We start from the raw sequence: 13,217 nt of genomic DNA on the forward strand, positions 1-13,217 counted from the left end.
GCCCTGACTGCGCCGGGCAAACCCTGGCGCGCAATCCGCCTTTCTTTATTACAAATCGATACAAGGCCCGCATCACCCTGCGTATAGAATAGTTGCCACTATTTCCGTACAACAATATCAGGGTGGGTATGCGCATTTCTTTCGGTTCCGTGGCCTCGTTGGCTCTCTGTTTTAGCGTCTCGGCCTTTGCCGCCGAACCCTTCGACGACAAGTTCCGCCAGCTCGAAGAAATACTCCCTACCCCGAATACCTACCGCACCGCTTCCGGCGCGCCGGGCCACGCCTACTGGCAGCAGCGCGCCGACTACGCGATCCGCGCCACCCTGGACGAAGGCAGACGCGAAATTACCGGCAGCGGCACCGTCACCTACCACAACCAGTCGCCCGATACCCTGGGCTACCTGTGGGTCCAGCTGGACCAGAATATCTACCAGCCCGATTCCGACGCGCGCCGCATGGCCACGGCGCCCTCGCGCCAGGCCTGGGCCAGGACGGCGGGCGACGAAACGATGAAATTCGAAGGCTTGCGCGGCATGCTGGCGCGCGGCGATTTCCAGGGCGGCTTCCATATCCGCGCCTTGAAGGGCGCCGATGGCCAGCCGCTGAAATACGTCATCAACCGCACCATGATGCGCATCGACTTGCCGCAAGCCTTGAAACCGGGCCAGGACTTCGTCTTCCACATCGACTGGGATTACCGCATCAACGAACAAAAGGTGCTGGGCGGGCGTGCCGGCTATGAAGTCTTCGACGACAAGAACGCCCTGTTCGAAGTGGCGCAGTGGTTCCCGCGCATGGCGGCCTACTACGACGCGGCCGGCTGGCAGCACAAGCAGTTCCTCGGCTCGGGCGAATTCACGCTGGAGTTCGGCGACTATGACGTGCAGCTGACCGTCCCCGCCGACCATGTCGTCGCCGCCACGGGCGAGCTGCAAAACCCGCAGGACGTGCTGTCGGCCGCGCAGCGCCAGCGCCTGGAGCAGGCCCGCACGAGCGACAAGCCCGTCATCATCGTCACGCAGAAGGAAGCGGAAGCGGCCGAGAAATCGGTGAGCCGCGCGCAGAAGACGTGGCACTTCAAGGCGGCCAACGTGCGCGACTTCGCCTGGGCCTCGAGCCGCAAGTTCATCTGGGATGCGCAGGGCTACAGCAAGGGCGGCAGCAAGCTGATGGCCATGTCCTACTACCCGAAGGAGGGCAATCCCCTGTGGGAGAAATACAGCACGCAAGCCATCGTGCACACGATCGAGCAGTACAACAAGTACAGCATCGACTACCCCTATCCGACGGCCATTTCCGTCAACGGTCCCGTGGGCGGCATGGAGTATCCGATGATCTCCTTCAACGGCCCGCGTCCCGTGAAGGATACAAAGACGGGCGAGCTGACCTATTCCAAGCGCACCAAGTATGGCCTGATCGGCGTCATCATCCACGAAGTGGGCCACAACTACTACCCGATGATCATCAACTCGGACGAGCGCCAGTGGACGTGGATGGACGAGGGCTTGAACACCTTCGTGCAATACCTGGCGCAGCAGGCGTGGGAAGAGAACTACCCGGCTTCGCGCGGCGAGCCGCGCGAGATCGTCGACTACATGCGTAGCCGCGACCAGGTGCCCATCATGACCAACTCCGAGTCGCTGCTGCAGTTCGGTAACAACGCCTACGCCAAGCCGGCGGCGGGCCTGAACATCCTGCGCGAGACCATCCTCGGGCGCGAACTGTTCGACTACGCCTTCAAGGAATATGCACAGCGCTGGAAATTCAAGCGCCCCACCCCGGCGGACTTCTTCCGCACCATGGAAGACGCCTCCGGCACGGACCTGGACTGGTTCTGGCGCGGCTGGTTTTATACCACCGACCCGGTCGACATCAGCATCGACGGCATCACCGAATATGGCGTGAGCTCGAAGAATCCGGACACGGAAAAGGCGTGGAAGAAGGCGCAGAAGGACGCCCAGCCGGAGTCCGTCACCAGCCGCGCCAACAAGGGCATGCCGCGCCGTGTCGATGCGCATCCGGAGCTGAAGGATTTCTATAACCAGCACGACGATTTCACCGTCACCAACAAGGACCGCAACAGCTATGCCGAAGCGCTGGCCGGCCTGGAACCGTGGGAAAAGGACTTGCTGAAACAGGGCAAGCACCTGTACCTGGTCGACCTGTCGAACGTGGGCGGCATGGTAATGCCCCTGATCCTCGAGATCGAACTGAAAGGCGGCAAAAAATACGTCGAGCGCGTGCCGGCCGAAGTATGGCGCTACTCGCCGAAGAAGATCACCAAGGTCGTCATCACGGATGAACCGATGGTGGGCCTGGTGCAGGACCCGTACTGGGAAACGGCAGACATCGACACCAGCAACAATAGCTGGCCGCGCAAGATCACGCCATCGCGCCTGGAACTGTTCAAGAGCGAGAAGTCGCCCAAGGATAATCTGATGCGCGACTTCAATACGCCCCTGAAGGGCAAGGGCGGCGCATCGTCAAGGGACGAGGAAGCGTGAAGACCTGGCGCACGCTCGCGGCCGGCCTGCTGGCCTGCGCCAGCATGGCGGCCGGCGCGCACAATTACCACATGGGCATCGCCGACGTCAGCTACAACGCGGCCAGCGGCAGCACGGAAGTGGTGCACACCTACACGGGCCACGATGTGGAAGCGCTGCTGACGCAGCTGTACCAGCGCCAGTTCGACCTGGGCCAGGCAGGCAGCGAAGCGGCCCTGCGCCGCTACGTCGAAAAGCAGTTCTATATCCTTGCGCCGAACGGCAAGCCTATGCGCCTCAACTGGGTCGGCATGAAGGTCAATGCCGACAACGTGGTGATCTTCCAGGAAATCGAACATGCGCGCCTGGCGCCCGGCACGCGCATCCACAACCGCTTGCTGACCGACTTCCTGCCCAGCCAGCGCAATACCCTGAACGTGCAGGACGGCGCCAAGATCCAGACCTTGTTTTTCGACAGCCGGAATGTGGAACTGCCGGTCAGGTAGATCAAGGATTTGGCGCAGACAAGAATAATTCCTATCGGACACTGCACAGGAAGCGCCGCGAAGTCGTAGAATGCCAGGCTGGATAAACTGATACAGGCCGCGCCGCGGCCGGCACCGCCATGAGCACTTCCGCACCGATCTTTACCGACCCGTCCCACGTCAAGGACGCCTTGCGCGATGACGGCTATGCCGTGCTGCGCCCGCAGGACGTGGCCGCCCTGGCTGGCTGTTCGCTGGATGCGCTGCGCGCGCTCGAGCCCAGCTGGAACACCCTGGCGCTGGACAATTACCTGAAGGATGGCGGCCGCTATCGCCGCCGCCGCCACTCGTGCTTCGTGCAGGATGGCGCGCGCCTGACGCAGACGGCGCACCGTCCCCACTGGCAGCCGGTCGAGTACAACGCCCTGCACGGCGGCATGCACCGCCTGTTCGAGCCGGTGGAGCCGGCCATCGTCGCGCAAGCGGCCTGGCAGCAGCTGATCCGCGCGCTGGGCGACGCCTGCTCGCAGGTGAAGGGGCAGCAGCCGTGGTTCATCGAGGCGCACCAGTTCCGCATCGATACCACGGACGGCATCGGCCGCCCCACGCCGGAAGGCGCGCACCGCGACGGCGTCGATTTCGTCGCCGTGCTGCTGATCGGCCGCGCGCAGATCAAGGGCGGCGAGACGCGCATCTTCGAAGCCGATGGTCCGAATGGCAAGCGTTTCACCCTGACGGAGCCGTGGTCGCTGCTGCTGCTCGACGATGCTGCCGTGATCCACGAGTCGACGCCGATCCAGCCCGTCGGTGAACATGGGCACCGCGACACCCTGGTGCTGACGTACCGGGCTGGTCAATTCCAAGGCGAGAACTGACTGGCGGCCCCGACATTCCGTGGGGCCAAAATAGTTACTTGGAAGTTACTTTTACAGACCTAAATCCGATATAGTCACACGATGTCGATATTGCGCGCCCACTGCGCCCAGCATCCAATATACTGAATTCTAGGAGAGGTCTGTGGACTCCAACAACCAAATCAAGCCTGACGAAATCGAGATCCTGATCGTCGAGGACAGCCCGACCCAGGCGGAGCGCTTGCGCCGCCTGATCCAGTCGCTGCACTACAACGCGCGCGTGGCGGCGAATGGCCAGGTGGCCCTGGCCGCCATCCGCGAACGCAAGCCGCACCTGGTGCTGTCCGATATCGTCATGCCTGAAATGAATGGCTACGACCTGTGCCGCGCCATCAAGTCCGATCCGACCCTGCGCGACATTCCCGTGATCCTCGTCACCTCGCTCAACGACCCGAAGGACATCATCCGCGGCATCGAGTGCGGCGCCGACAATTTCATCCGCAAGCCCTACGCGGAAGACTACCTGCTCAACCGCATCAGCCACATGCTGATGAACCAGAAGCTGCGCAAGAACCAGAATGTGGAAATCGGCATCGCCCTGTACCTGGGCGACCAGAAGCACTTCATCAACGCGGAACGCCAGCAAATCCTCGACCTGCTGATCTCGACCTATGAACAGGCGGTGCAGGTGAATGGCGAACTGCAGGCGCGCGAACGCCAGGTGATCGAACTGAACATGCGCCTGGCGCACCACGCGGCCGAACTGGAAACCATCAACCGCGAAATCGCCCTGAAAAACCTGGAACTGGCCGAAGCGAGCCGCATGAAGTCCGCCTTCATCGCCAACATGTCGCATGAGCTGCGCACGCCGCTCAACGCCATCATCGGCTTCACGGGCGCGCTGCTGATGAAGCTGCCCGGCCCCCTGACGGCCGACCAGGACAAGCAGCTCAACACCATCCGCGCCAGCGCGCGCCACCTGCTGTCGCTGATCAACGATATCCTCGACGTGGCCAAGATCGAGGCGGGCAAGCTGACCCTGTCGATCGAGCCCGTGCACTGCCAGGAACTGATGGCCGAAGTGGCCGACACCCTGCGTCCGCTGGCCCAGCAAAAGGGCCTGGCGCTGGAAATCGAACTGGGCGAGCCTGGCCAGCGGCCCGCCATCATCGACACGGACCGCCGCGCGCTGACGCAAATCCTCATCAACCTGCTCAACAACGCCATCAAGTTCACGGAACAGGGCACGGTGCGCATCAGCCTGGCCCAGCGCGAGGAAGACGGCGTGCAGGTGACGGAAATGAGCATCGCCGACAGCGGCGCCGGCATCAAGGAAGAAGACCAGGCCAAGCTGTTCCAGGCCTTCTCGCAGCTCGATTCCACCTCCACGCGCCACGTCGAAGGGGCGGGCCTGGGCCTGTACCTGTGCCAGAACCTGGCCAACGCCATCGGCGGCGCCCTGTTCTTCAACAGCGACTACGGTTCCGGCAGCACCTTCACCCTGGCGCTGCGCAGCAAGCCCTGATGTGGGTGCGGCGCAACATGCAATTTTGATTTTTTGCCATTCTGAACAGATCGACACCGTAGTTTTACTGTATTGCACTGCACCATTTTTAGCGCTATAGTAGAACTGTCTCCTCCAATTCGTTCTCCGAACATTGGATTCAGCCCGCGACTACAACCGCGGGCTTTTTTTTGCCTGCGTTTCCGCCTGCGCCTCCATCCTTAATTAAATCAATCGATTTAGTTATATCAAACGCTTGAGATATGTGATTAAATCTTCGGCATGATTGAAAAAAACCTTTCCTCCATCCCCCATGCCGATGACGGGCGCAAGCCGCGCTCGGATGGCGAGCAGTCGCGCGAGCGCCTGCTGCATAGCGCCATCCGGCTGTTTGCCGAACAGGGCTACGCCAAGACATCCACGCGCGAACTGGCGCAGGCGGCCGGCACGAACGCGGCGGCCATCAGCTATTATTTCGGCGACAAGGCGGGCCTGTACCGCGCCGCCTTTGCCCAGCAGTCGGCTGACCCGCGAGACAATATCGCCCTGTACGACCAGCCCCATTTCACCTTGCGGCAAAGCCTGGAAGGCTTTTACGCGCAGCTGCTCGCGCCCATGCAGCAGGGCGAGATCGCGCGCGACTGCATGCGCCTGTGGTGCCGCGAGATGCTCGAACCGACGGGCCTGTGGGCGCGCGAGATCGACCAGAACATCCGTCCCGAACACGAGGCGCTGACGCGCGTGCTGGCGCGCCACCTTGGCGTCGCCGGCGACAGCGACGACATGCACCGGCTGGCGTTTTCCATCGCCTCGCTGGCCCTGCAGCACATGGTCGGCGCCGAAGTGTTGCAAACCCTGCGCCCGCAGTTGCTGGACACGCCGCGCGCCGTCGCCACCTGGCTCGAACGCATGACCGACTATGCGCTGGCCATGGCCGAGGTGGAACGCCGCCGCCTCGCGCCCCCTTCATCGACACCCCTCCCGCTCAACGACAAGCACAAGGACCAGCATGACGATTAGCCTGACGATTAGTCAACACGCCGTTCAACGCGCCCTGGTCGCCAGTATCGCGCTGGCCCTGGGCGGCTGCGCGCTGCAGGGCCCGCCCGCCGCCGTGGCGCCCGGCGCGCCCGCACAGTGGCAGGCGCCGCTGCCGCATAACGGCAGCCTGACGGACCTGGCCAGCTGGTGGCAGCGCCAGGGCGACAGCCTGCTGGTGGAACTGATCACCGACGCGCAGCAAGTCAGTCCCACCATCGCGGCTGCCGGCACGCGCATCGTGCAGGCGCGCGCCGACCGCGTCGCCAGCGGCGCCGCGCTGGCGCCTGCGCTGGACGCCACGGGCAGCGTGGTGCGCACCAGCCAGCAGTCGGCGCAGCCCAGCGGCACCACCTCGCAGGCGGCGCTGCAGGCGTCGTGGGAAATCGACGTGTTCGGCGCCAACCGCGCCACGCGCGACGCGGCGCAGGAGCGCTACGACAGCGCCCGCGCCGGCTGGCACGACGCGCGCGTCTCCGTCGCCGCCGAAGTGGCGAACCAGTATTACGCCTTGCGCGCCTGCCGGCAATTGCAGGGCGTGGCGGAACAGGATGCCGTCTCGCGCCGCGATTCGGCGCGCCTGACGGAGCTGAGCGCCGGTGCCGGCTTCCAGCCGCCCGCCAATGCGGCCCTGGCCCGCGCCAGCGCCGCCGAAGGCGCCAGCCGCGCCATCGAACAGCGCGCCGCCTGCGACGTCAGCGTAAAAGCCCTGGTGGCCCTGTCGGCCATGCCGGAAGCCAGCTTGCGCCAGAAGCTGGCCGCCAGCCCGTTTGTTGCGCCTTCGCCCGTGGCGATCGCGGACTTGCCGGCGCAGACCCTGGGCCAGCGGCCCGACATCTACAGCGCCGAGCGCGAAGTGGCGGCCGCCAGCTTTGAAGTGCGCGGCGCGCAGGCGCAGCGCTATCCCCGCTTGAGCCTGGCCGGCTCCATCGGCAAGGGCAATATCCGCGCCGGCGGCACCAGCATCACGGCCAGCACCTGGAGCATCGGCCCGCTGGCCGTCAGCCTGCCCATCTTCGACGGCGGCACGCGCCGCGCGCAGATCGACGCGGCCACGGCCCGCTACGACGAAGCCGTGGTGAAGTACCGCGCCGGCGTGCGCCAGGCCGTGCGCGAAGTCGAGGAAGCGCTGGTCAACCTGGCCAGCACGGAGGCGCGCAGCGGCCATGCACAGACGGCACTGGAAGGCTACCGCGTATCGTTCGTCGCCACGGAAGACCGCTACAAGAACGGCCTGGCCAGCCTGATCGAACTGGAAGACGCGCGCCGCACGCGCCTGGCCGCCGAAAACACGGTGGTCAACCTCGAGCGCGAGCGCAGCGCCGCCTGGGTAGCGCTGTACCGCGCCGCCGGCGGCGGCTGGAACAGCAGCAGCAGCAACAACAACGCCATCGCCACCAACGCCCCCTGACGGATACGACAACATGAAAAGACTGACCCTGAAACCGATGGCGCTCGCACTGGCCACCCTCTGCCTGGCCCTGGGCGCCGGCGTTGCCCTGTACTCCCCGTCGTCCACGGCGGCCAACGACGCCAAGGACAAGAACGCGGCGCAAAAACCCGCGCTGACCGTCACCACGGCCAAGCCGCAGACGGCCAGCCTGCCCATCAAGCTGAGCGCCAACGGCAACGTGGCCGCCTGGCAGGAAGCCGTCATCGGCAGCGAATCGAACGGCCTGCGCCTCACCGAGGTGCGCGTGAATGTCGGCGACGTCGTGCGCGCCGGGCAGGTGCTGGCCGTGTTCTCGAACGACACGGTGAACGCCGACGTGGCGCAGGCGAAAGCGGCCGTGCTGGAAGCGGAAGCCAATGCCCTTGAGGCGGCCGCCAACGCGCAGCGCGCCCGCTCGCTGCAAAGCACGGGCGCCATCAGCGCGCAGCAGATCAGCCAGTACCTGACGGCCGAACAGACGGCCAACGCGCGCATCGCCTCGGCCAAGGCGCAGCTGGCGTCGCAGCAGCTGCGGCTGAAATACACGCAGGTGCTGGCGCCCGACAGCGGCATCATCTCGTCGCGCTCGGCCACCGTCGGCTCCGTCGTCGGCGCCGGCACGGAACTGTTCCGCATGATCCGCCAGGGACGCCTGGAATGGCGCGCCGAAGTGACGGCCACCGAATTGCTGAATTTGAAACCGGGCACCCTGGCCCAGGTGAAGGCGGCCAATGGCAGCGTCCTGACGGGCAAGGTGCGCATGATCGCCCCCACCGTCGATCCGCAGACCCGCTCGGCCCTCGTCTATGTGGACCTGCCGGCCAGCACGGGCGCGAACGCCCCGTTCAAGGCCGGCATGTACGCCAGCGGCCAGTTTGAGCTGGGCACCTCGGGCGCGCTGACCGTGCCGCAGCAGGCCATCGCCGTGCGCGATGGCTTCAGCTATGTCTTCCGCCTCAATCCCGACCAGCGGGTCAGCCAGATCAAGGTGCAGCCGGGCCGCCGCCTGACGGACCGCATCGAGATCCTGGGCGGCATCACGGCCGACACCACCATCGTCGTCAGCGGCGCCGGCTTCCTCAATGACGGCGACCTGGTCCGCAATGTCGCCGCGCCAGCGGCGGCACCGGCCAAGCCTGCCGTCGCCCAGGCAGCGAAAAAGTAAGGAGAGGCCATGAATTTTTCCTCCCTCTCGATCAAGAACCCGATCCCGGCCATCATGCTGTTCGCCCTGCTGACCCTGGCCGGCCTGCTGGCCTACAAGGCCAATCCGGTGCAGGATTTCCCCGACATCGAACTGCCCATCGTCACCGTCAGCGCCGTGCTGCCGGGTGCCGCGCCGGCCCAGCTGGAAACGGAAGTGGCGCGCAAGATCGAGGACTCCGTCGCCACCCTGCAAGGCGTCAAGAACATCTATACCAAGGTGCTCGATGGCGTGGTCACGGTGACCGTCGAATTCATCCTGGAAAAGCAGATCGCCGAAGCCGTCAACGATGTGCGCGATGCCGTCGCCCGCGTCAAGGCCGACATGCCGGCCGAGCTGCGCGACCCCACCGTCACCAAGGCGTCCACGGCCGGCCGCGTGGTGCTGACCTTCATCGCTACGGCGAAACCGGGCGTCGACAATCCGCTCGACGCGCCCGACCTGTCCTGGTATGTCGACAACACGGTGGCCAAGCGCCTGCTGACGGTGCCGGGCGTGGGTGCCGTCACCCGCGTGGGCGGCGTCTACCGCGAAATCCAGGTAGAGCTCGACGAGGCCCGCATGGCGGCGCTGAAGGTATCGGCGCTCGACGTGTCGCGCCAGCTGCGCCTGGTGCAGCGCGAGGCGCCCGGCGGCCGGGGCGACGTCAGCGGCGCCGAACAGTCGGTGCGCACCATCGCCACCGTCAAGACGGCCGATGAATTGGCCAAGGTCGACATTCCCCTGCCGGACGGCCGCCACGTGCGCCTGGAGCAGGTGGCCACCGTGCGCGACACCATCGCCGAACCGCGCGCGCTGGCCGAGCAGGATGGCAAGACCGTCGTCGCCTTCGAAGTGTTCCGCACCAAGGGCGCCAGCGAAGTGGCCGTCGCCAGGGGCGCACGCGCCGCCATCGCCGACCTGCAGAAGGAAAACCCCAGCGTGGTGCTGCAGCAGTCGATCGACAATGCCTTTCCCGTCGAGGAAAACTTCGACGGCTCGATGGAGCTGCTGTACGAAGGCGCATTGCTGGCCGTGCTCGTGGTGTGGTGGTTCCTGCGCGACTGGCGCGCCACCCTGGTGGCAGCGGCAGCCCTGCCCCTGTCCGTGATGCCGGCTTTCCTGGGCATCTACTGGTTCGGCTACACGCTCAACACCGTCACCCTGCTGTCGCTGGCCCTGGTGGTGGGCGTGCTGGTCGACGACGCCATCGTGGAAATCGAAAACATCGAGCGTCATCTGCGCATGGGCAAGTCGCCCATGGAAGCGGCCATGGAAGCGGCCGACGAAATCGGCATGGCGGTGATCGCCACCACCTTCGCGCTGGTGGCCGTGTTCCTGCCGACGGCCTTCATGAGCGGCATTCCCGGCCTGTTCTTCAAGCAGTTCGGCTGGACTGCCGTGCTGGCCGTGCTGGCCTCGCTGGTGGTGGCGCGCCTGCTCACGCCGATGATGGCGGCCTACATTCTGAAACCGCTGCCGCACAAGGAAGAAAAGGATGGCTGGCTGATGACGCGCTACCTGCGCGTCATGCGCTGGTGCCTGCAGCACCGCGGCATCACGGCCATCGCCTCGGCCCTGTTCTTTGTCGGCTCCATCCTGCTCGTGCCGCTACTGCCGACGGGCTTCGTGCCGGCCGCCGACCGCGCGCAGACGCAGATCAACCTGGAACTGCCGCCCGGTTCCACCCTGGCCGAAACGCAGGCGGTGGCGGCGCTGGCGCGCAATGCGGCCATGCAGATTCCCGGCATCCAGGGCGTCTTCAGTTCGGTCGGCGGCGGCTCCAGCGGCGACGCCTTCGCCCCCGGCGCGGCGGCCGAGGCGCGCCGCGCCGTGCTGACCCTGACCACCGTGCACCGCACGGAGCGCAAGGAATCGATGGCCGGCCTGGAAACGCAGCTGCGCCACAAGCTCGACGCGATTCCCGGCGCCCGCTTCACGGTGGGCCCGCCCGACACGGGCGTCAAGATGCAGCTGGTGCTGCGCTCGGAAGACCCGGTGGCGCTGATGGCGGCGGCGCAAAAGGTCGAGCGCGAACTGCGCGGCCTGAAAGGCATCGGCAACGTCAATTCCAGCGCTTCGCTGGTGCGCCCGGAAATCATCGTGCGGCCCGATTTTGCCAGGGCGGCCGACCTGGGCGTGACGGCGGCGGCCATCGGCGAGACGGTGCGCGTGGCCACGGCAGGCGACTACGATACGGACCTGACGAAGATGAACCTGCCGGAGCGGCAGGTGCCGATCCGCGTCAAGCTGCCCGACAGCGTGCGCGCCGACCTGGCGGCCATCGAGCGCCTGACCGTGCCCGGCAAGAACGGGCCCGTGCGCCTGGCGAATGTCGCCACGGTGACGATGGAAAGCGGCCCGGCGCAGATCGACCGCCTGAACCGCAGCCGCAACGTGACCCTGGACGTGGAACTCGGTTCGCGCACCCTGGGGGAGTTGAACGAGGAGGCGCGCGCGCTGCCGTCGATGAAAAACCTGCCCACTTCCGTGAAGATCGCCGAACTGGGCGATGCGCAGGAAATGGCCTCGCTGTTCGCCAGCTTCGGCCTGGCCATGCTGATCGGCGTATTGTGCATCTACTGCGTGCTGGTGCTGCTGTTCAAGGACTTCATGCAGCCGATGACCATCCTGGCGGCGCTGCCGCTATCGATCGGCGGCGCCTTCGTGGCGCTCCTGATCACGGGCAGCGCGCTGTCGATGCCGTCGATGATCGGCCTGATCATGCTGATGGGGATCGTCACGAAGAACTCGATCCTGCTGGTCGACTATGCGATCCTGGCGCGCCAGGCGGGCATGAACCGCTTCGACGCGCTGGTCGACGCCTGCCACAAGCGCAGCCGGCCCATCCTCATGACGACCATCGCCATGGGCGCCGGCATGATGCCGCTGGCGCTGGGCTGGGGCGCCGACCCCAGCTTCCGCTCGCCGATGGCCATCACCGTCATCGGCGGCCTGATCACCTCGACTTTGCTGAGCCTGCTGGTGGTGCCGGCCGTCTTCACCTACATCGACGACCTGGAGCACCTGCTCAAGCGCGGCATGGCAAGACTGCGCCGCCACAAGGCGCCGGCACGGCGCGATGACGCGGTGGTGCTGGAAAAATAAGCGCCGCAACTGACGGCACAATCGCCCCCCGCGGGCAAGGAAGCGAAGGAGCGGCCGGCAGGCCGCGCTCCCTCGCTTCCATCTATCTGGCATACTGCGCCCATTCACAATGAACGCAATCTGCCCTGCCTATGAATTACCGCACCCCGCTCGCCCTGCTGCTGGCCACAACCCTGCTCGGCGCCTGTTCGGACAAAACCGCTCCCGCCGGCGCCAGCACGGCCGACACGGTCGCCGACGTGGCCGCCAGCGCCCCTGCGGCCGCGGCTGACGACAGCGCGCCTGCCGACGCCGTCCGTCCACCATCCGCCACCGCGCCGAAAACGGAAGACATGAATACGCCCGAGGCGCGCGAGCGCGAAGCGGGCATGATGCGCGCCGTCTTCGGCAAGGACTACCGCGACGACAGCGACGATGCGCTGGCCGACCTGCCCGATCCGGACAAGCATATCGACAAGCTCAGTTACGTGGTCAGCGCCGTCAGCCACAGGATGCTGCCCGACGGCCGCGCCATCCTGGTGGCGAATGCGGAAACGGCCAACACGGAAGGCACGGCCGAATCGGCGCACGCGTCGTCAGGTCTGTTGAATGTCTTTTTCCTGGCGCCCAAGGGCCAGCCGGGAGACGGCCAGTGGAAAGTGGTAAAGCGGCTGGAAAACATCGCCGCCCTCGGTTCGTCGGGCCAGCTGGGCGAGGTCCACTGGGTCACGCTGGGGGCGAACAAGCCCGGCCTGGCGATCCGCCACGGCTACACGGGCCAGGGCTACACGATCACGCAACTGGCGCTGTTTGAAATCGGCGAGGGCAAGGTCACGGCGCTCGATGGCGGCATCGACCTGTACTCGGACAACATGGGCGCCTGCACGCCGGACATGGATGAATGCTGGATGGTCGACGGCAGCTGGCGCTTCGCCCCGGCGCGCGATGGCGGCGCCTATGACGACCTGCTGATCGATTTCAAGGGCGCCTCCGAGAAAATCAAGCCCGGCGTCACCGTCAAGCCGGACCAGGACCCGCCGCGCATCGCCACGCCGCTGAACGGCCATGCGCGCTATGCCTTCGATGGCAAGGGGTACAAGCTGGTAGAAGGCAAGAATACGGTGCCTGGCGTGTGAACACCTGCTCAAACC

General features: G+C 65.7%; 9 protein-coding genes. All 9 read left to right on the forward strand.

The window, feature by feature from the left end; all coding sequences use genetic code 11:
- The first annotated feature begins 128 nt into the window (after positions 1–128).
- The 9 genes from ACZ92H_RS03540 (at position 129) to ACZ92H_RS03580 (ending at position 13,202) form a co-directional block, all read left to right on the forward strand.
- Positions 129–2,504, forward strand: coding sequence for a M1 family metallopeptidase (locus ACZ92H_RS03540; protein ID WP_465048022.1), 2,376 nt, complete (start codon positions 129–131; stop codon positions 2,502–2,504).
- A complete protein-coding gene (locus ACZ92H_RS03545; RefSeq protein WP_465048021.1) occupies positions 2,501–2,989 on the forward strand; it encodes a DUF6702 family protein in 489 nt (162 codons plus the stop codon). The genes ACZ92H_RS03540 and ACZ92H_RS03545 overlap by 4 nt, the downstream gene beginning before the upstream one ends.
- Before the next feature lie 119 nt (positions 2,990–3,108).
- Positions 3,109–3,843 carry a 2OG-Fe dioxygenase family protein gene (locus ACZ92H_RS03550; RefSeq protein WP_465048020.1) on the forward strand — a complete coding sequence of 245 codons (735 nt, stop codon included), beginning with the start codon at positions 3,109–3,111 and terminating at the stop codon, positions 3,841–3,843.
- A 142-nt stretch (positions 3,844–3,985) separates the two neighbouring features.
- Positions 3,986–5,347, forward strand: a complete 1,362-nt coding sequence (locus ACZ92H_RS03555) for a hybrid sensor histidine kinase/response regulator (protein ID WP_131371877.1) — start codon at positions 3,986–3,988, stop codon at positions 5,345–5,347.
- A gap of 261 nt (positions 5,348–5,608) precedes the next feature.
- Complete coding sequence (locus ACZ92H_RS03560) at positions 5,609–6,346, forward strand: CerR family C-terminal domain-containing protein (protein WP_465048019.1); 738 nt, start codon at positions 5,609–5,611, stop codon at positions 6,344–6,346.
- Positions 6,336–7,775, forward strand: a complete 1,440-nt coding sequence (locus ACZ92H_RS03565) for an efflux transporter outer membrane subunit (RefSeq protein WP_465048018.1) — start codon at positions 6,336–6,338, stop codon at positions 7,773–7,775. The genes ACZ92H_RS03560 and ACZ92H_RS03565 overlap by 11 nt, the downstream gene beginning before the upstream one ends.
- A 13-nt stretch (positions 7,776–7,788) precedes the next feature.
- Positions 7,789–8,961 carry an efflux RND transporter periplasmic adaptor subunit gene (locus ACZ92H_RS03570; RefSeq protein ID WP_131371883.1) on the forward strand — a complete coding sequence of 391 codons (1,173 nt, stop codon included), beginning with the start codon at positions 7,789–7,791 and terminating at the stop codon, positions 8,959–8,961.
- A 9-nt stretch (positions 8,962–8,970) separates the two neighbouring features.
- Entirely contained in the window at positions 8,971–12,087 is a 3,117-nt protein-coding gene (locus tag ACZ92H_RS03575) for an efflux RND transporter permease subunit (protein ID WP_465048017.1), read from the forward strand.
- Between the two features lie 131 nt (positions 12,088–12,218).
- Positions 12,219–13,202 carry a hypothetical protein gene (locus tag ACZ92H_RS03580; RefSeq protein ID WP_465048016.1) on the forward strand — a complete coding sequence of 328 codons (984 nt, stop codon included), beginning with the start codon at positions 12,219–12,221 and terminating at the stop codon, positions 13,200–13,202.
- Positions 13,203–13,217 lie beyond the last annotated feature (15 nt).

It is taken from the genome of Janthinobacterium foliorum, assembly GCF_978021625.1.

Coding starts and splice junctions, on each gene's coding strand:
- ACZ92H_RS03540 (WP_465048022.1), top strand. CDS start 129: ATGCGCATTTCTTTCGGTTCCGTGGCCTCGTTGGCTCTCTGTTTTAGC.
- ACZ92H_RS03550 (WP_465048020.1), top strand. CDS start 3,109: ATGAGCACTTCCGCACCGATCTTTACCGACCCGTCCCACGTCAAGGAC.
- ACZ92H_RS03560 (WP_465048019.1), top strand. CDS start 5,609: ATGATTGAAAAAAACCTTTCCTCCATCCCCCATGCCGATGACGGGCGC.
- ACZ92H_RS03565 (WP_465048018.1), top strand. CDS start 6,336: ATGACGATTAGCCTGACGATTAGTCAACACGCCGTTCAACGCGCCCTG.
- ACZ92H_RS03570 (WP_131371883.1), top strand. CDS start 7,789: ATGAAAAGACTGACCCTGAAACCGATGGCGCTCGCACTGGCCACCCTC.
- ACZ92H_RS03575 (WP_465048017.1), top strand. CDS start 8,971: ATGAATTTTTCCTCCCTCTCGATCAAGAACCCGATCCCGGCCATCATG.
- ACZ92H_RS03580 (WP_465048016.1), top strand. CDS start 12,219: ATGAATTACCGCACCCCGCTCGCCCTGCTGCTGGCCACAACCCTGCTC.